Below are 20007 nucleotides of genomic sequence, written 5' to 3'. Positions count from 1 at the left end.
ATGTCAATCGTATCTAAAGTGAAAACTTTCTTTGCTCTTGACGATGAAGAATATGAATATGAAGAAAATTATGTTCAAGAGGAAGCAACTCCTATGAAAACAAATAAATCAGCCGACCAAGCAAATAAACAGCAAAATGTAGTGAGTTTGCAAAGCGTCCAGAAATCATCGAAATTAGTATTGCTAGAGCCAAGAGCTTATGCGGATGCTCAGGAGATAGCTGATCATCTCAAAAATCGCCGCGGTGTCGTGGTGAATCTTCAAAGGATTTCACCAGATCAGGCTCGCCGTATCGTGGATTTCCTGAGCGGTACAGTGTATGCGATTGCTGGTGATATTCAGCGAATTGGTTCGAATATCTTTTTATGCACTCCTGAAAATGTTGATGTTTCTGGTTCGATTTCTGGTTATGCGCAAGAGGACGAGCTGGAGGATGTAAGGTGGTAGTTAAATAAATGGATTTTATTCTTAGAATTGCAGGCACATTGGTTGAATTATACAGTTGGGCGTTGATTATCTATATTTTAATGTCCTGGTTCCCAGGTGCGCGTGAATCGAGCATTGGTTCAGTGCTCGCCCGTATATGTGAACCATTTCTAGAGCCGTTTAGAAGGATTATTCCGCCGCTTGGCATGATTGATATTTCCCCGTTGGTGGCTATTCTTGTTTTGAATATGGCAGCACGCGGGATTATTGCATTGCAATATTATTTCTAGAAACGAAACTGTAAGCTCCCCCTTAATAAGGATTGGGAGCTTTTGTTTTTCATCAAGGAGGACAGTTGGGATGGATATTTATCAGCATTTTCGTCCTGAGGAGAAGGACTTTATTGACCAAGTCCTTGGCTGGGCAGAGCAGGTTAGGGAGCAATATGCACCCAAATTAACAGATTTTTTAAACCCGCGTGAAGCGGAAATCATTCGGATGTTGATTGGTAAAGAGGGGGATGTCCGTGTTTCTTTTTTCGGCGGGGGAGAGAATGCTGAACGAAAACGCGCCATTTTATTTCCGGACTATTATACACCGAATGAGGAGGATTATGAGATTGCATTCTATCAATTATCCTATCCCTCCAAGTTTGCGACGATCGATCATCGGCAAGTGCTTGGTACACTCATGTCGCTTGGAGTAAAAAGAGAGCTGTATGGTGATATATGGATTGAGGGTGAGACGGTTCAATTTGCTGTCGAAAGAACCATTGCGGCCTATATGGAGGCCAATTTGACAAAAGTCGGCAATATCGGCGTGAAATGTAGATCAATCAGCTCTAATCAACTTATTGAAGTGAATGAATCCTGGAAGGAGCTTCCGATTACGTCATCTTCTCTTCGCCTGGACAATGTAATAGCAAATGCGGTATCCTTCTCTCGTCAAAAGAGCCAAATGCTCATTGGACAAGGACGTGTAAAGGTGAACCATCGTCAGATAGAATCCTCCTCTTACGAATTGAAGCAGGGAGATGTGATTTCCATCCGTGGAACAGGTCGTATAAAAGTGCTGGCCATTGATGGAAAAACGAAAAGAGATAAATGGAAAATCGTCATAGGGTTACAAAAATAATTGAGAATTTAAAAGGTTTATCACCATTCGTGTCGAAAGCATAGTATAATAATGTAGATAAGACTTAGTATTCGGAGGTGCAGTATATGCCATTATCACCGCTAGACATACATAATAAGGAATTCGGCAGAGGATTCCGCGGTTACGATGAAGATGAAGTGAATGAATTCCTCGACCAGATTATTAAGGATTATGAATTGGTCATCAGAGAAAAGAAAGAATTGGAAGACAGAGTCGTAGAATTAGAGCAACGCCTTGAGCATTTCTCAAGCATCGAGGAGACGTTGAATAAATCAATAGTAATTGCCCAGGAAGCTGGGGAAGATGTTAAACGCAACTCACAAAAAGAAGCAAAGCTCATTATGAAGGAAGCCGAGAAGAATGCTGACCGCATTGTAAATGAGGCGCTCTCAAAGGCTAGGAAGATTGCGATCGAGATTGAAGACTTGAAAAAGCAGTCCAAAGTATTCAGAATGCGCTTTAAAATGCTCGTTGAGGCTCAGCTTGACCTCTTGAATAGCGAGGATTGGGATAAGCTTTTGAAATACGATGTAGACGCAACGGAGCTTAATATTGATTTAGAAGAAGAAATGTAAGGTCCTCTTGACTTTTAGGGTGATTATTGAATATAATACATTCACGAATCATTGATAATATGACAAAACGAAGACGGGAACAGTACATGAGCTAATCTTTTTTAGCGAGCCGGGGCAGGTGGGAGCCTGGTAAAAGACGCTGCATGGAAGATCATCCCCGAGTCCGCTCTCGAAGCTCTCGATAGAGTGAGTAGGGAACGGCGAGTCATTCACGTTACGAATTCCAAGCGGAATATCATGTAAGAACTGATATTCTATAAGGGTGGTACCGCGGAAATTCAAGCCTTTTCGTCCCTTTACCGGGATGGAAGGGCTTTTTGTATTTTATAAAGATTCCAACTAATATTGGATATCGACTGGAGTGAATGTAATGGAATTAAAAGACACATTGTTAATGCCAAAGACAGAATTCCCAATGCGCGGGAATCTGCCGAACAGAGAACCTCAAATGCAAGAAAAATGGAATGAGGAGGATATTTATAAACAAGTGCAAGAGCGCACGAAAGACCTTCCGAAATTCATTCTTCATGATGGTCCTCCATATGCGAACGGAAACATCCATATCGGGCACGCGATGAATAAGATTTTAAAGGATTTCATCGTCCGCTATAAATCTATGAGCGGCTATCATGCTCCTTATGTACCTGGCTGGGATACACATGGACTTCCGATTGAAACGGCTCTCACAAAAAACAAAAAGGTAAACCGCAAGGAAATGTCCATTGCGGAATTCCGGAAGCTTTGTGAAGAGTATGCGTATACGCAAATCAATAATCAGCGCGAGCAGTTCAAGCGTCTTGGCGTAAGAGGGGATTGGGAAAATCCGTATATCACCCTTAAGCCTGAATACGAAGCAGAGCAAATTAAGGTATTTGGTGATATGGCAAAGAAAGGCTATATCTATAAAGGCCTTAAACCGGTATATTGGTCTCCATCCAGTGAATCAGCACTTGCTGAGGCGGAGATTGAATATCATGATAAGAAATCTGCCTCCATCTATGTTGCCTTTGATGTGAAGGATGGAAAAGGAGTTGTGCCTGAGGACGCGAAATATATCATCTGGACAACAACACCTTGGACTATTCCGGCGAACCTTGGTATTTCCGTACACCCTCGTTTGAACTATGTGGTTGTGAATGCAGAAGGAACTCGTTATATCGTTGCTGAAGCTTTATTGCCATCTGTTAAGGAAACATTAGGATGGGAAACGGCAGAGGTAGAGAAAACGCTTAAAGGAAGCGAGCTTGAATATACAGTTGCTAAACATCCTTTATATGGCCGTGATTCCCTCGTGATGAACGGAGAGCATGTTACGACTGATGCTGGTACTGGCTGTGTCCACACAGCACCTGGTCATGGGGAAGATGACTTCATCATTGGTCAGAAGTATAATCTTGGCGTTCTTGCTCCTGTAGATGAGAAAGGCCATATGACAGCGGAAGCGCCTGGATTTGAAGGGTTGTTCTATGATAAAGCGAATAAGGAAATCACAGATAAGCTAGCAGAAAATGGCGCATTGCTTAAGCTTGATTTCATTACACACTCCTATCCGCATGACTGGAGAACGAAAAAGCCGACTATCTTCCGTGCGACAGATCAATGGTTTGCTTCCATCGACCAAATCAGAGAGCAGCTGCTTGAGCAAATCAAGGCGACGAAATTTGTGCCGGCATGGGGCGAAACACGCCTATTCAATATGGTTCGTGACCGCGGTGACTGGTGTATCTCCCGCCAGCGTGCGTGGGGTGTTCCAATCCCGGTCTTCTATGCAGAAAACGGTGATGCAATCATTACTGATGAAACAATTGAACATGTGGCACAATTATTTAAAGAGCATGGTTCAACGGTTTGGTTTGAAAGAGAAGCGAAGGATCTTCTTCCTGAAGGATTCACTCATGAAGGAAGCCCGAACGGCAAATTCACGAAGGAAACAGATATCATGGACGTTTGGTTTGACTCCGGTTCATCCCACCAATCTGTCCTTGAAGCTAGAGAAGATCTTGAAAGACCGGCTGACCTTTACTTGGAAGGCTCTGACCAATACCGCGGCTGGTTTAACTCATCCTTGACAACAGCTGTAGCAGTGACAGGAAAAGCACCTTATAAAGGCATTCTGTCTCATGGCTTTACACTTGATGGCGAGGGTCGCAAGATGAGTAAATCACTCGGGAACACGGTTGATCCATTGAAGGTTATTCAGCAAATGGGTGCGGACATCCTTCGCTTATGGGTAGCAAGCGTGGATTACCAAGCAGACGTCCGTGTGTCCGACAATATCTTGAAACAAGTATCAGAAGTATACCGCAAGATTAGAAACACCTTCCGTTTCCTATTAGGTAACTTGAATGGATTCAATGCGGCTAGTGATGCGGTAAGCTATGAGAATCTCCGTGAAGTTGATAAATATATGCTCATCAAGCTCAATCGTTTGGTCGAGCAAGTACAAAATGGATATGATCGCTATCAATTTGCCGATGTCTACCATGGTATCAATAACTTCTGTACGCAAGACTTAAGCTCCTTCTACCTGGATTATGCGAAAGATATTCTTTATTGCGATGCAGAAGCAAGTACAGGAAGAAGAGCCATCCAAACAGTTCTTCATGAATGCCTGATTAAGCTTGTGAAGATGGTTGCTCCAATCCTTCCTCATACAGCTGACGAAGTATGGGCATTCATCCAAGACAAAGAAGTGAATAGTGTTCAATTAACAGATATGCCATCTGTTGAAACCTATGAGAATGCTAAGACAATTGAAGAGAAATGGGATCGTTTCATGAACCTTCGAGATGACGTCTTAAAGGCATTGGAAGAAGCGCGTAACGCCAAAGTAATCGGTAAATCGCTTAATGCAAAGGTTACACTATATGTAGATGAAGAAGTGAAGGAATTGCTCGCTGGAATCAAAGAAAGTCTGGAGCAATTATTCATCGTTTCTAAAGTGGAGCTGTCCGGCTCCGTCTATAATGCACCGGAAAATGCCCTTAAATTGGAGCATGCCGCTATTCTTATCGAAAAAGCGGAGGGCGAGACTTGCGAACGCTGCTGGAATATCAGTGAAGAGGTTGGCGCAAATGAAAAACATCCAACTCTATGTGAACGCTGTGCATCAGTCGTAGATGCTGAATATCCGGAATTAGGATAAGGATGTAGAAGCTTTTAGGCCCTTTTTCTTTATGCGAAAAGGGCCTATCTGTTTGTCCAGGTTCGTTTTTTACGAGATGGTATGCTACAATTTTTATGCATGGTTAGGACATTATAAGTAGGCAGGGGGCGGTTTTAAGGTGTTGCGTGTATATTACGGAATTGCCTTGATCATCATTCTGATCGATCAATTGACGAAATGGATGATTGTGAAATATATGGAGTACGGGGAAAGCATTCCTGTCCTTGAGAATATTTTTTATATTACATCACATCGTAACCGCGGTGCGGCATGGGGAATCCTGCAAGGGCAGATGTGGTTCTTTTATATCGTGACAGCAATCGTTATCGTCGGAATTGTGTACTATATCAAAAAATATGCCGCAGATAAGCTGACAGGCGTTTCGCTTGGCCTCATTTTAGGAGGGGCCATCGGGAACTTTATCGACCGCTTATTCAGACAGGAAGTAGTGGATTTCTTCCACATGTATATTTTTTCATACAGCTTCCCGGTTTTCAATATAGCGGACGCTTCCTTGTGCGTCGGTGTTGTCTTACTGATTATCGCGATGTTTATGGAAGAAAGAAGAGCTAAGGAGTTAACGAATGGACAATCAAAAGATACAAATAAGTGAAGAACAAAAGGGGCAAAGGCTTGATAAAATCCTCTCCCTCATCAATGAAGAATGGTCACGCTCGCAGGTGCAGCAATGGATTAAAGCAGGAAATGTACTGGTAAATGGTACTGCCTCTAAAGCGAATTATAAATGCCAGGAAGGCGATTCCATCGAGATTACAATTGAGGAGCCAGAAGAGCTTGATATTACGCCTGAGGATATTCCGCTTGATATTTATTATGAGGATGCGGATGTCATCGTCGTGAACAAGCCAAAGGGAATGGTCGTGCATCCGGCACCTGGGCACACGAGCGGTACATTAGTGAATGCGCTTATGTATCATTGCAAAGATTTATCAGGGATTAATGGTGTCATGCGTCCTGGTATCGTGCACCGCATCGATAAAGACACCTCAGGACTTCTGATGGTCGCAAAGAATGATATGGCTCATGAGAAACTGGTCAAGCAGCTTCAGGAGAAGACGGTGACGAGAAAGTATAATGCACTCGTTCATGGCGTTATTCCGCATGATGCGGGCACGATTGACGCTCCGATTGGACGTGATAAGCGCGATCGCCAAAGCATGACCGTAACGGATGACAATTCCCGCCATGCGGTGACACATTTCCATGTGCTTGAGCGCTTCCGTGATTTCACATTCATTGAATGCCAGCTAGAAACGGGAAGAACACATCAGATTCGCGTTCATATGAAATATATAGGCTATCCGCTTGCTGGAGATCCGAAGTATGGACCGAGGAAGACGGTTGATTTGAATGGACAGGCATTACATGCAGCGGTTCTCGGATTTGTTCATCCGAGAACAGAGGAGTATTTAGAATTTGAAGCCCCTCTTCCAGCTTACTTCATCGAATTTTTGGAAACATTACGAATTGATCGTTGACAAGTGGATGCAGGAAAGAGTATGATTATCCTAATCGAATAAGTCCTTTAATACAGTCCAGAGAGGCTGACAAGGTACGTGATGATACTTGAACATGGCAGAACTATGCCATAATTCTATGTGTATTTAAACTATATCCTTTTGCCTCTGGCAAAAGGATTTTTTATTTTCCGCAGAAAGGATGCTTTTGAATGATAGAAAAAGCTACATTGCTTGATGATAAGGCAATAGCGAGATCGCTAACAAGAATTGCCCATGAAATCATCGAGAAGAATAAAGGTGTGCAGGATTGCGTGCTTATTGGAATCAAGACGCGCGGCATTTTCCTTGCGAAACGGCTTGAACAGCGAATTGCAGAAATTGAAGGAACGAACATCCCTGTCGGGGAGCTCGATATTACGCTATACCGTGATGACTTAACGAAAAATACGGATAGCGGCGAACCGGAAGTGAAAGGAACAGATGTATCCTTCTCGATTGAGGATAAGAAAGTCATTCTTGTCGATGATGTCCTTTACACGGGCCGAACCGTACGGGCTGCATTAGATGCGCTTGTTGACCTCGGGCGGCCGAGCCAAATTCAATTGGCGGTATTGGTGGACAGAGGACATCGCGAACTGCCGATTCGTGCGGACTATGTAGGCAAGAATATTCCTACTGCCAAAAACGAAAAGATTGTCGTGAAACTGAAGGAAATGGATGGCGGCGAACAAGTGGCCATTTATGAATAAGAAACATCCTTTTTAATCGCAGTCCAGAGAGGCTCGCAAAGAGGAGAGTTCAGTAAAATTGAATCATGCTTGAATTCTTCTCCTCGAACATCTTGTTTTTCTTAAATTAGAGGAGGCTTACAAATGGAATTGAATGAAACAACCCAACAACAGGTGGACATCCGGCTCGATGTCCAGGAAAGACCAACAATGAGAGAATGGTTTACCTTGAGCCTGCAGCACCTATTTGCCATGTTTGGCGCAACCGTACTGGTGCCAATCCTTACTGGCCTAGACCCTGGGATTGCGTTATTGACAAGCGGTGTTGGTACACTTGTATATCTATTGATAACGAAGGGACAGATTCCAGCGTATCTGGGCTCATCCTTTGCCTTTATCGCTCCGATTATTGCCTTGAATGAGAACAGTGGAGTGGGCTCTGCACTTGTTGGAGGCTTCTTGGTCGGTATCGTTTATGCGCTTGTCGCCGTGTTTGTCAAGACAGTCGGAACAAAGGCAATTCTGAGATTCCTGCCGCCGGTTGTCGTTGGTCCTGTAATTATGGTCATTGGTCTAAGTCTTGCTTCAACAGCGGTCAATATGGCTATGTATGAAGATTCAACAGCTAAAGTACTTGTTTATAGTTCAACCCATTTAATAATCGCACTCATAACGCTGGGCATTACCATCTTTTGCTCAGTAGTTCTTAAGAACTTCCTGTCGCTGATTCCAGTCTTGATTGGAATAACAGGAGGATATATTGCTTCCTTATTTTTCGGGATCGTTGATTTCCAACCGGTCATCGACGCTCCGTGGTTCCAAATACCAAATTTCACAGTCCCGTTTGTGGATTACACACCACAATTGACGTGGGAAATCATTCTGATGATGGTGCCGATTGCGATTGTTCCTATCTCGGAGCACATCGGGGGACAATTGGTGCTAGGTAAGATTGCTGGCAAGAATTTCGTTGAAAAACCTGGTTTACACCGTTCTTTATTCGGTGATGGGGTCTCTATCATGATTGCTTCATGTTTAGGGGGACCTCCGAATACGACTTACGGTGAGAATATTGGTGTTATGGCCTTAACGCGCGCTTTCAGTGTCTATGTCATTGGAGGAGCAGCATTGTTCGCCGTCGCCTTCGGGTTTATCGGAAAAATTTCAGCACTTATCCTCTCCATACCGTCAGCGGTTATGGGTGGTGTATCTATCTTGCTATTCGGAATTATCGCATCAAGCGGGCTAAGAATGCTGATTGACAGCAAAATTGATTTGTCAGTCAACAGAAATTTGGTTATATCATCTGTCATCCTAATCATTGGTGTGGGCGGAGCATTCCTCAAGCTTACTGAGAATGCCTCGCTCTCCGGAATGGCCCTGGCTGCCATCGTCGGTGTCATCCTTAATCTTATATTGCCTGGAAGAGAGAAAACGTCAACTGAAAGCTAAAGCAGATTGATCATATTTCAAAAACAGGGATAAGATTTAGGGACATAAATCCAATGAGATGTACCTGGATTTGCACCTATTTAAAGGCCCTGATTCGAATTTTCGAATGAGGGCCTTTTTTACAAATAAGATATAATGCGCAGATTTTATGCAGAACATTCGGAAAACAGGAAAGAATAGGAAGGATGAGAAAGATGAAACATTTATTAACCATGAATGATTTATCCATCGAAGAAATTATGGGGCTACTGTCAGATGCAGAGCAATTTGCAAAAGGCGAAACATGGCGGCCAAAACGAAACTACTACATATCCAACCTTTTCTTTGAGCCGAGCACAAGAACGAAATCGAGCTTTGAGATGGCAGAAAGAAAATTGGGTCTAGAAATCATTCCATTTGAAGCCCATACTTCAAGTGTTTTAAAGGGTGAAACCCTATATGATACAGTGAGAACTTTAGAGTCAATCGGAGTTGATTCAGTAGTAATTCGTCATACAGAAGATAATTACTTTGCCAAATTAATACAAAGTGGTGTATATTTATCCATAATGAATGCTGGAGATGGATGTGGTCATCATCCAACACAGTGCTTATTGGATTTGCTGACAATCAAGCAGGAATTCGGGCAATTCAGTGGACTGAAGGTAGCTATTGTTGGTGACATCAGACATAGCCGTGTTGCGAGATCGAATGCAGAAACGTTGAGAAGGCTTGGCGCGGAGGTGGTATTCTCCGGACCGGAAAATTGGGCTAATATAAAAGGCTCCGGAATTGCCTATGAACCAATTGATACGGCTGTGGAAACCGCTGATGTATTCATGCTTCTGAGAATTCAGCACGAACGTCACTCGGCAGGTATGCCGTTGACGAAGGAAGAATATCTTGCTCAATTCGGGCTGACTCTGGAAAGAGAGAGCCGTATGAAACAAAAATGTATAATTATGCACCCTGCACCGGTGAATAGAGGCGTTGAGATTGAGGATGCCCTAGTTGAATGCGAAAGATCAAGAATCTTCAAACAGATGGAAAATGGAGTGTTTGCCAGAATGGCCGCGTTAAAGAATAGCATCGAGCATAAGGAAGGGGCGGGTTTAAATGAAACTATGTATACAAAATGCAAAATTGTTGGCTGAGGATCAAACATTCCAAAAAACCGAGATTGTCATAGAGAACGGTATCATACAAGCAATTGGGAGCAATCTTGATACAAGTGGTGCTGAAATCATTGATGCCAATGGATATCTCCTTTCGCCAGGATTCGTTGACTTGCACGTCCATTTGCGAGAGCCGGGCGGGGAGAAGAAGGAAACCATCGAAACAGGCACGCTGGCTGCTGCAAAGGGCGGATTCACGACTGTTGCTGCCATGCCGAATACAAGACCGGTCCCAGACACGCCGCAGCAAATGAATTGGCTGATTAATAGAATTAAAGATAAGGCCGCAGTACGTGTCCTCCCGTATGCTTCCATTACGGTCAGGGAACTAGGGCAGGAGCTGACAGACTTTAAGGGGCTGAAAGAGAATGGAGCATTTGCCTTCACCGACGATGGTGTTGGCGTACAGTCTGCTGACATGATGCTTCAAGCGATGAAAAATGCAGCTGCGCTGGATATGCCCATCGTAGCTCATTGTGAAGAGAATACGCTTATCCATGGTGGATGCGTCCACGAAGGTATTTATTCCGCTGAACAGAACCTGCCAGGTATCCCGTCCATTTGCGAATCCGTACAAATCGCACGTGATTGCCTTTTAGCAGAGGCGGCCGGCTGTCACTATCATGTGTGCCATATCAGCACGAAGGAATCAGTCAGGGTAGTTCGTGATGCCAAAAGAGCGGGCATACGGGTTACGGCTGAAGTCACGCCTCATCATCTCTTATTATCAGAGGAGGACATCATTGGCACTGATACGAACTTCAAAATGAATCCTCCGCTAAGAGGCGCAGATGACAAGCTGGCCCTGATAGAGGGTCTCTTGGATGGAACCATTGATTTTATCGCAACTGACCATGCTCCGCATACAGAGGAAGAGAAAGCGCAAGGAATGAAGCTTTCGCCATTTGGGATTGTCGGTCTTGAGACAGCGTTCCCACTTCTCTATACGAATCTCGTGAAAAAAGATGTCCTGACATTACAGCAGCTCATCGATTTCTTAACAATCAAACCTGCAGAAGCGTTTAATCTTACATATGGAAAATTAAAGGTGGGGGCACCGGCCGATCTCGTCTTGCTTGATTTGGACAGCGAGTATGAAATCAATCGGGAAGAATTCCTATCTAAAGGAAAGAATACTCCATTTGGGGGATGGATTTGTCAAGGATGGCCTGTATTGACCATGGTCAATGGAAATGTAGTTTGGCAGAAAGGGAGAATGCTAGTATGAAAAGACAGCTCATTTTAGAAGATGGTACGATCATGATTGGCGAAGCGTTTGGCGGAGAAATCGATAAAATCGGCGAAGTCGTTTTTAATACAGGAATGACAGGCTATCAAGAAATCTTGTCTGACCCATCCTATTGCGGGCAAATCATCACGATGACCTACCCCTTAATTGGGAACTACGGAATTAACCGCGATGATTTTGAATCGATCATGCCTAGCTTATCAGGATTAATCGTTAAGGAGGTTGCAGATTTCCCCTCCAACTGGAGAAGCGGCTTTTCCTTGGATGAATATATGAAAATCAAGAATATCCCGGGTATTTCAGGCATTGATACCCGTAAATTGACTAAGATGATCCGGGAGCGGGGAACCGTTAAAGGGGTTATCTGCTCCATCACAAAGGATCCTGAAATGATGCTTCACCAAGTCAGAGCGACTGTGCTGCCGAAAAATCAGGTGCAAAAGGTATCGACGAAGAAGCCTTACCCAAGTCCAGGCAGGGGCTTTCGCGTCATCGTCGTTGATTTCGGAATGAAGCATGGCATCTTACGCGAATTAAATAATCGAGGCTGTGATGTGATTGTGGTGCCTCATAACACAACTGCAGAGGAAATTATGAACTTATGCCCGGATGGAATCATGCTCACGAATGGACCGGGGAATCCGCAAAATGTCCCGGAGGCGATTCAAATGATCAAGGAAGTGCTCGGCAAGGTACCTTTATTCGGAATCTGTCTCGGACATCAATTGTTCGCTCTCGCTTGCGGAGCGGAGACGGAAAAAATGAAATTTGGTCACAGGGGCTCCAATCATCCTGTCAAAGACCTCAAAACAGGCAAGATAGCGCTCACGTCCCAAAATCACGGCTATACCGTCAATGCGGATTCAGTCATCGGGACAGACATGGAAATCACTCATATTGCGCTGAATGATGGCACGGTTGAAGGCCTGAAACATAAAGAATTTGACGCATTTACCGTTCAGTATCATCCAGAGGCATCACCGGGACCAGAGGATGCAAATTACTTATTCGATCAATTTATCGCGATGATTGAACAAGCCAAATTGAAGGAGGCAGCAGCACTATGAGTAAACGTACAGATATCAAATCCATCCTTGTCATCGGATCTGGCCCCATTGTCATTGGGCAGGCAGCTGAATTTGATTATGCCGGTACACAGGCCTGCCTTGCACTGAAGGAGGAAGGTTACCGGGTTATTCTCGTCAATTCCAATCCAGCCACGATCATGACGGACACGGAAATCGCTGATGCTATTTACATAGAACCGCTGACATTAGAATTTGTCAGCAAAATCATTCGCAAGGAAAGACCGGATGCGCTTGTTCCGACACTTGGCGGTCAAACAGGCCTAAATCTGGCTGTTGAACTCGCAAAATCAGGCATATTGGAAGAATGCGGTGTGGAGATTCTTGGTACGAAGCTGTCTGCCATTGAGCAGGCAGAGGACAGGGATCTGTTCAGAAACCTCATGAATGAATTAGGGGAGCCTGTACCAGACAGCGAAATCATTCACAACTTGGATGAAGCCTTGTCATTTGTGGAGATAGTCGGATACCCTGTGATTGTCCGTCCAGCCTATACGCTTGGCGGGACAGGCGGCGGAATCTGCACAAATGAAACGGAATTGCGCGAAATCGTGGCGAATGGGCTGAAGAGCAGCCCAGTCACACAGTGCTTGCTTGAGAAGAGTATCGCTGGATTCAAGGAAATTGAATACGAGGTCATGCGTGACTCAAATGATAACGCAATCGTCGTATGTAATATGGAAAATATCGATCCTGTAGGTATTCATACAGGTGATTCCATTGTTGTCGCACCAAGTCAGACATTAAGCGACCGGGAATATCAGCTCCTTAGAAATGCTTCATTGAAAATCATCCGTGCCTTAAAGATTGAGGGAGGCTGTAATGTGCAGCTGGCACTGGACCCGTATAGCTTCAACTACTACATCATAGAGGTCAATCCGCGTGTAAGCCGCTCATCCGCCCTGGCTTCAAAGGCAACGGGCTACCCAATCGCTAAGCTCGCAGCCAAAATCGCTGTTGGCTTAACATTAGATGAGATGATCAACCCTGTTACAGGAAAAACCTATGCAAGCTTTGAGCCGGCACTGGATTATGTGGTTACGAAAATTCCGAGATGGCCGTTTGATAAGTTTGAGGAGGGTAACCGCATCCTTGGCACTCAAATGAAAGCAACAGGAGAAGTGATGGCCATTGGGCGGAACCTGGAGGAATCCTTGCTAAAAGCCATTCGTTCCCTTGAAGTAGGCATCCTGCACTTTGAGCTTCCAGGGGGGCACAAGGTAAGCGATGCGGAGATTGAGAAACAAATCAAGGTGGCAACAGACGAACGGCTATTCTACATTGCTGAAGGCTTGAAACGCGGCCTGGCGATTGAAACCATTCATGATTGGTGCAAGATTGACCTGTTCTTCCTTTATAAATTCAAAAAAATCATCCAGATGGAAGATAAGGTCAAGCAATCACCATTCGCCCATGAAGTATGTCTTGAGGCCAAGAAAATCGGCTTCTCCGATTATGCGCTTGCCAGCCTGTGGGAGTGCAGTGAGCTTGAAGTATACAAGTGGAGAAAACGAGAGGGAATTCGCCCGGTCTATAAGATGGTTGATACATGCGCGGCTGAATTCGAATCAGAGACTCCTTACTTCTATTCGACCTATGAGGAAGAGAACGAATCACTCGTCACACCGAAAAAGAGTGTGGTCGTGCTTGGCTCTGGTCCAATTCGAATCGGTCAAGGAGTGGAATTCGACTATGCAACCGTTCACTCTGTCTGGGCCATTAAAGAAGCCGGTTATGAGGCAATCATCATCAACAGCAATCCTGAAACGGTTTCAACCGACTTCAGTATATCCGATAAATTATACTTTGAACCGCTTACGATTGAGGACGTGATGAATGTCATCGATCTTGAACAGCCAGAGGGAGTCATCGTTCAGTTTGGCGGACAAACAGCCATCAATCTTGCCTCGGCCCTTGTAGAAAGAGGCATCAAGATCCTTGGTACCTCTCTAGAGGATGTTGACCGTTCTGAAAACCGTGATATGTTTGAGCATGCCCTGTCACAACTTAACATACCTCAGCCAATGGGGAAAACGGCCATGTCAGTTGCGGAAGCCGTAGCAGTTGCCGAAACAATCGGTTATCCAATCCTCGTGCGTCCATCCTATGTATTGGGCGGCCGGGCGATGGAAATCGTCGACCACAAGGAAGAGCTGCTCCATTACATGGAGAATGCCGTAAAAGTCAATCCGAAGCATCCAGTCTTAATTGACCGTTATCTGACCGGGAAAGAGATTGAGGTAGACGCCATTTCTGATGGTGAGACCGTCGTCATTCCGGGCATCATGGAACATATCGAAAGAGCAGGGGTGCATTCCGGTGATTCCATTGCTGTGTATCCGCCGCAAAGTATAACGAAGGAAATCAAGGACCGTATTGTTGATTATACCATCAAGCTTGCCAAAGGACTGAATATCATTGGACTGTTTAATATCCAATACGTCGTCTCTAATAATGAAGTGTATGTCATTGAGGTCAATCCGCGTTCAAGCCGTACGGTGCCTTTCTTGAGTAAAATTACGAATGTGCCGATGGCGAATTTGGCCACGAAAGTGATTCTCGGACAAAAGCTTGCCGATTTTGGCTTTGAGAACGGCATGGTTGAGGAAAAAGCAGGCGTGTATGTAAAAGCACCAGTATTCTCATTCGCAAAACTTCGCCAGGTAGAAATTACTCTTGGACCAGAAATGAAATCAACAGGAGAAGTGATGGGGAAAGATGATACGCTTCATAAAGCTCTTTATAAAGCCTTGGTTGCTTCAGGCATTCATATTAAGCAGCATGGATCCGTTCTTTTGACAGTGGCTGATAAGGATAAGGAAGAAGCGATTAACCTTGCCGGCCGGTTCCATGAGATTGGTTATCGTCTGCATGCAACGAGCGGGACAGCAAAGGTGCTGGAAGAGGCCGGTGTACCTTGCAGCGTGGTTGGTAAAATAGGCGGCCCAGAACCGAATCTTTTGAATCTCATTCAAGAAGGCAATGCGCAATTGGTCATCAACACATTGACAAAAGGCAAGCAGCCTGAGCGTGATGGATTCAGGATCCGTCGGGAATCCGTCGAGAACGGAATCCCATGCTTGACGTCACTTGATACAGCCAATGCTATCCTGACAGTGCTTGAATCCATGACATTTTCAAGCTCGCCGATGAACAAGCTGGAAAAAACAAGGGAGACAGTAAATCTATGATTCAACAGCAGCAGATGACGGTTATCAGCCAGAGATTGATTGCCCCGAATATTTATGAATTGACGATGGAGGGGACACTTGTCTCCTCCATGACAATGCCCGGACAGTTCGTGCATATAAAAGTGTCCAATTCATTCGACCCATTACTGAGAAGGCCAATCAGCATCTGCCAAATCGACCAAGAAGCCTCACGCTTCACGGTCGTATACCGTGCGGAGGGAAAAGGCACGAAGCTATTGGCAGAAAAGGCAGCCGGCGAGAAAGTCGATGTTCTCGGCCCCCTTGGAAAAGGCTTTTCGCCTGATGAGGTTGTGCGAGGCGCAAGGGCCTTACTGATTGGCGGAGGCATCGGAATTCCTCCTCTGCTGCAGCTTTCAAGGGAACTGAATGAAAGAGGAGTGAACGTGACTCATATTCTTGGACTTCGAACGGCCGCAGATGTCTTTTATGAGGAGGCCTTCAATGAGCTTGGTGAAACGATTATTACGACAGAGGATGGCTCTAAGGGGACGAAGGGATTTGTGACAAGCGTGGAGCTTTCGGATGAGTTCGATGTCATCTATACTTGCGGTCCAACCCCAATGTTAAAGGCAGTCATGCAGAAGTATGCGGGCAAAAAGGTGTTCATATCCCTTGAGGAGAGAATGGGCTGCGGAATTGGTGCCTGCTTTGCCTGTGTTTGTAAGACACCTGATGATGGATACAAGAAAATTTGCAGTGATGGACCTGTATTCCGTGCAGAGGAGGTGCTAATTTGATGACAAATTCCTTGAAGATTGATTTGCCAGGATTGCACTTGAAGAACCCGATTATGCCTGCATCTGGCTGCTTCGGTTTTGGGCGCGAATTCAGCAATCTGTATGATTTGAGCAAGCTCGGGGCAATTATGATCAAATCAACGACACTTGAACCGCGTTTTGGCAATCCGACTCCGCGCGTGGCTGAGACGAATGCCGGTATGCTGAACGCGATTGGCCTGCAGAATCCCGGGCTTCATAAGGTGATGGCTGAAGAGCTTCCATGGCTCGATACATTTGATGTCCCGATTATTGCCAATGTGGCTGGTACAGCCATGGAGGACTACGTGGAAACAGCGAAGGAAATCAGCAAGGCACCAAACGTCCACGCCCTTGAACTGAATATATCCTGCCCAAATGTAAAATGCGGCGGAATCCAATTCGGTACCGACCCAGAGACGGCCAAGGAACTGACGAAAGCAGTCAAAAACGTCTCAGAGGTGCCTGTCTATGTGAAGCTTTCACCAAATGTCAGTGATATCGTGTCCATTGCTAAGGCAGTAGAGAGCGGCGGGGCCGATGGCCTGACGATGATTAACACGCTTGTCGGCATGCGCATTGATTTAAAAACGGCAAAGCCGGTTTTAGCCAATAAGACTGGGGGCTTGTCAGGTCCGGCGATTAAACCTGTAGCCATTCGTATGATTCATGATGTGTCGCAAAATGTGTCCATTCCGATCATTGGCATGGGAGGAATCTCAACTGCGGAGGATGTATTGGAATTCTTCCTTGCGGGCGCTAGTGCTGTCGCAGTGGGTACGGCGAATTTCGTTAATCCGTTCGTTTGCCCGGAAATTATTGATACCTTGCCTGAGCTGTTAACATCACTCGGATATGAGCATATTTCAGAATGCACGGGAAGGAGCTGGAGGAAGCATGAACAATATACCGGTTATCGCCCTTGACTTTGCTGGGAAGGAAGAGGCCCTGCAATTATTAAAATGGTTCCCAGATGAAAAATTAGCGGTGAAGATTGGAATGGAGCTTTATTATGCGGAAGGTCCTTCTATCGTGACTGCCATTAAGGCAATGGGGCATGACGTCTTTTTGGATTTGAAATTGCATGACATCCCTAACACCGTTAAAAAAGCCATGGAGCGGCTTGCTGGGCTTGGGGCTGATATGGTCAATGTGCACGCAGCGGGCGGGCAGGCCATGATGGAAGCGGCATTGGAAGGACTAGATAAAGGAACTTCACTAGGACAAAAGAGGCCATTATGCATTGCTGTTACGCAGCTGACAAGCACGACAGAGTCGCAGATGCAAAAAGAACAAATGATCCAAGGATCTTTAAGCGAAAGTGTGCTGCACTACGGGAAACTTGCCAAGACAGCCAAGCTTGACGGAGTTGTTTGCTCCGTTCATGAAGCCTATGACATACATAAAAGAGTAGGGATGGATTTTCTAACGGTGACTCCAGGAATCCGTTTGGCAGATGATGAAAAGGGTGATCAAAAACGAATTGCAACCCCATCAGAAGCACGAAAACAAACGAGTGACTTTATCGTTGTCGGCAGATCAATCACAGAAGCGGCAGATCCGCGGGCAGCCTATCATACAATCTTACGAGAATGGGAGAGAGCGCTATGAGCAAACAAGCAATTGCAGAGCATTTATTATCCATTAAGGCCGTATCGCTGAAGCCGAACGACCCGTTCACTTGGTCTTCCGGATTGAAATCGCCCATTTATTGCGACAATCGCTTGACCATGTCCTACCCGTCTGTACGGAAGGAAATTGCCCAAGGGCTTGCGGAGCTTATTCAGAAAAACTTCCCGGATGCTAACGTCATCGCAGGAACGGCAACAGCGGGAATCCCTCATGCTGCATGGGTCAGTGAAATCCTCGACCTTCCAATGGTCTATGTACGCTCCAGCGCAAAAGGACATGGAAAAGGAAACCAAATTGAAGGAATCGTTCAGGAGGGTGATAAGGTTGTTGTGGTGGAGGACTTGATCTCTACTGGCGGAAGCTCCATCAAATGTGTTCGGTCGTTGAGGGAGGCAGGCTGTGTTGTCGAAGGAGTCGTCTCCATTTTCACCTATGAATTGGAAAGAGCGAGGGAAGCATTTACGGAAGCGGATATCCCTTACTTCTCGCTTACTGATTTCTCAACATTGACCGAAGTGGCGAAAGAAAAGAAATTCATCTTAGAAGATGAGCTCGAAAGTTTAAGACGATGGAAGGGTAATCCTGGAGAGTGGGGGAAATAAAACAGCAAGCTCAACATGAGCTTGCTGTTTTTTTACGGAGTCATTCAAATGTCTCTTTACAATTCTGTTTAAATTTAGTAACATTTAAGTAATTACTTAAATACTTATATTGTGAGCAGACTAAAAAGCGGGGATAAAGATGAACGATACCTTTAAAGCATTATCAGACCCAACGAGAAGAAAAATTCTGGACTTATTAAAAGACGGGGACATGACTGCCGGTGAGATTCACCAGCATTTTAACATGTCTAAGCCAAGTATCTCCCAGCATCTGAAAATCTTAAAGGGAGCGGGCCTTGTCCATGATATCAAAAAAGGCCAGTATGTCTATTACTCGCTTAATACTACCGTTTTGCAAGAGCTGATTTCGTGGGTTTACGATATTACAGGCTCAGAGAAAAAAATTTAAGAAAATGGGGGGGATTATATGAAAAAACATTTATTGCCCATCAGCCTTATAACCATCTCTTTCTTTACATGGCTATTCTTCTACCCATCTTTGCCAGAACAGATACCAATTCATTGGTCAATTGGTGAAGGGCCTGATGGCTATCAATCCAAGGTGATGGCCTTAATCACATTGCATGTTCTCATGATCGGCATCTACCTGTTACTGACTGTTATACCGAAAATTGACCCGAAGAAAAAGAATTACCAATATTTCTCGAAGGCATATTCAATCTCTATTCTAAGTATGATGGTCTTTTTCTTTTTGATTAACATGCTTATTCTCCTTTTCTCGCTCGGTTATGATATCCCGATGGAAAGTCTGGCAGGACCGCTCGTCGGCCTTTTATTCTTGATTATGGGCAATTATATGCAGCAGGCAAAGCAAAACTTCTTCTTTGGAATCCGCACCCCATGGACCTTGATGGATGAAACCATCTGGAGAAAAACACACCGGCTCGGCGGCAAGCTATTTATGGTGGGTGGTATCATTATGATGCTTACTTTATTCCTGCCGGCTCGCTATGAGATGTTCATCATTTTATCTGTCACAGCGATGGTCGCGGCGGTGCCGACAGGGTATTCTTATATGCTTTTTCGAAAATTAGATAGTCAATCATGAATGTAATGAAGCTCCCGGCTGAGGCAGGGAGCTTTTTGTATATATGAAGTGATTTCAAAAGAACGAAATAGGGTGGATGAACGATGGGGAAAGCCAGGCAAAGCCCCCCCCTTCGCCCAGGCTATGTGTAAGAAGGTGGGGAAAGGGTGGACGAAAGATGGGGAAAGCCAGGCAAAGCCCACCCTTTCCAGTCAAGTCCATATTCTTGTGTAAAATTAAAAACAATGTTTATTGGATGTGAAAATAAAACTTCTCCATTGATCTAT

19 protein-coding genes and 1 other annotated feature are annotated in these 20007 nt (G+C 44.9%); all 19 genes read left to right on the top strand.

What is annotated here, in order from left to right; genetic code table 11:
• Complete coding sequence (locus CYL18_RS11210) at window positions 1-447, top strand: cell division protein SepF (protein WP_104849606.1); 447 nt, start codon at window positions 1-3, stop codon at window positions 445-447.
• Window positions 448-455: 8 nt separating this feature from the next.
• Complete coding sequence (locus CYL18_RS11205) at window positions 456-716, top strand: YggT family protein (RefSeq protein ID WP_104849605.1); 261 nt, start codon at window positions 456-458, stop codon at window positions 714-716.
• A gap of 70 nt (window positions 717-786) precedes the next feature.
• Window positions 787-1560: a YlmH family RNA-binding protein gene (locus CYL18_RS11200; protein ID WP_104849604.1), complete on the top strand. Its 774-nt coding sequence runs from the start codon at window positions 787-789 to the stop codon at window positions 1558-1560.
• Window positions 1561-1646: 86 nt separating this feature from the next.
• Window positions 1647-2156, top strand: a complete 510-nt coding sequence (locus CYL18_RS11195) for a DivIVA domain-containing protein (RefSeq protein WP_104849603.1) — start codon at window positions 1647-1649, stop codon at window positions 2154-2156.
• Window positions 2157-2217: 61 nt separating this feature from the next.
• Window positions 2218-2455, top strand: a binding site (T-box leader).
• 71 nt (window positions 2456-2526) lie between these two features.
• Window positions 2527-5301 carry an isoleucine--tRNA ligase gene (gene ileS, locus CYL18_RS11190; RefSeq protein ID WP_104849602.1) on the top strand — a complete coding sequence of 925 codons (2775 nt, stop codon included), beginning with the start codon at window positions 2527-2529 and terminating at the stop codon, window positions 5299-5301.
• 142 nt (window positions 5302-5443) lie between these two features.
• Window positions 5444-5935, top strand: a complete 492-nt coding sequence (gene lspA / locus CYL18_RS11185) for a signal peptidase II (protein ID WP_104849782.1) — start codon at window positions 5444-5446, stop codon at window positions 5933-5935.
• Complete coding sequence (locus tag CYL18_RS11180; protein WP_104849601.1) at window positions 5907-6821, top strand: RluA family pseudouridine synthase; 915 nt, start codon at window positions 5907-5909, stop codon at window positions 6819-6821. The genes lspA and CYL18_RS11180 overlap by 29 nt, the downstream gene beginning before the upstream one ends.
• 194 nt (window positions 6822-7015) lie before the next feature.
• Window positions 7016-7552: a bifunctional pyr operon transcriptional regulator/uracil phosphoribosyltransferase PyrR gene (pyrR, locus tag CYL18_RS11175; RefSeq protein ID WP_330847593.1), complete on the top strand. Its 537-nt coding sequence runs from the start codon at window positions 7016-7018 to the stop codon at window positions 7550-7552.
• A 123-nt stretch (window positions 7553-7675) separates the two neighbouring features.
• Window positions 7676-8983 carry a solute carrier family 23 protein gene (locus tag CYL18_RS11170; RefSeq protein WP_104849599.1) on the top strand — a complete coding sequence of 436 codons (1308 nt, stop codon included), beginning with the start codon at window positions 7676-7678 and terminating at the stop codon, window positions 8981-8983.
• A gap of 194 nt (window positions 8984-9177) precedes the next feature.
• Window positions 9178-10116 (top strand): aspartate carbamoyltransferase catalytic subunit, encoded by a 939-nt coding sequence (locus CYL18_RS11165; RefSeq protein WP_104849598.1) that lies wholly within the window; start codon window positions 9178-9180, stop codon window positions 10114-10116.
• Entirely contained in the window at window positions 10079-11365 is a 1287-nt protein-coding gene (locus CYL18_RS11160) for a dihydroorotase (protein ID WP_104849597.1), read from the top strand. Before CYL18_RS11165 ends, CYL18_RS11160 begins: the two co-directional genes overlap by 38 nt.
• On the top strand, window positions 11362-12453 hold the full coding sequence (locus tag CYL18_RS11155; protein ID WP_104849596.1) for a carbamoyl phosphate synthase small subunit: 1092 nt from the start codon (window positions 11362-11364) through the stop codon (window positions 12451-12453). Before CYL18_RS11160 ends, CYL18_RS11155 begins: the two co-directional genes overlap by 4 nt.
• Window positions 12450-15662, top strand: coding sequence for a carbamoyl-phosphate synthase large subunit (gene carB, locus CYL18_RS11150; RefSeq protein WP_104849595.1), 3213 nt, complete (start codon window positions 12450-12452; stop codon window positions 15660-15662). Before CYL18_RS11155 ends, carB begins: the two co-directional genes overlap by 4 nt.
• The gene (locus tag CYL18_RS11145; RefSeq protein ID WP_104849594.1) at window positions 15659-16420 is read left to right on the top strand and encodes a dihydroorotate dehydrogenase electron transfer subunit; all 762 of its coding nucleotides are present in this window, start codon (window positions 15659-15661) and stop codon (window positions 16418-16420) included. Before carB ends, CYL18_RS11145 begins: the two co-directional genes overlap by 4 nt.
• Window positions 16420-17364, top strand: coding sequence for a dihydroorotate dehydrogenase (locus tag CYL18_RS11140; protein ID WP_104849593.1), 945 nt, complete (start codon window positions 16420-16422; stop codon window positions 17362-17364). The genes CYL18_RS11145 and CYL18_RS11140 overlap by 1 nt, the downstream gene beginning before the upstream one ends.
• Window positions 17336-18049, top strand: coding sequence for an orotidine-5'-phosphate decarboxylase (pyrF, locus tag CYL18_RS11135; protein WP_104849592.1), 714 nt, complete (start codon window positions 17336-17338; stop codon window positions 18047-18049). The genes CYL18_RS11140 and pyrF overlap by 29 nt, the downstream gene beginning before the upstream one ends.
• On the top strand, window positions 18046-18672 hold the full coding sequence (gene pyrE, locus CYL18_RS11130; protein WP_104849591.1) for an orotate phosphoribosyltransferase: 627 nt from the start codon (window positions 18046-18048) through the stop codon (window positions 18670-18672). Before pyrF ends, pyrE begins: the two co-directional genes overlap by 4 nt.
• Before the next feature lie 139 nt (window positions 18673-18811).
• Window positions 18812-19081, top strand: a complete 270-nt coding sequence (locus tag CYL18_RS11125; RefSeq protein ID WP_104849590.1) for an autorepressor SdpR family transcription factor — start codon at window positions 18812-18814, stop codon at window positions 19079-19081.
• An 18-nt stretch (window positions 19082-19099) separates the two neighbouring features.
• On the top strand, window positions 19100-19741 hold the full coding sequence (locus CYL18_RS11120; protein WP_104849589.1) for an SdpI family protein: 642 nt from the start codon (window positions 19100-19102) through the stop codon (window positions 19739-19741).
• The last annotated feature ends 266 nt before the right edge of the window (window positions 19742-20007 follow it).

Origin of the sequence: Pradoshia eiseniae (assembly GCF_002946355.1) — a bacterium.
GTDB classification, from domain to species: Bacteria; Bacillota; Bacilli; order Bacillales; family Pradoshiaceae; genus Pradoshia; species Pradoshia eiseniae.
The sequence above is the reverse complement of the archived record's forward strand: the minus strand, read 5'-3'. Positions and strand labels throughout refer to the sequence as shown.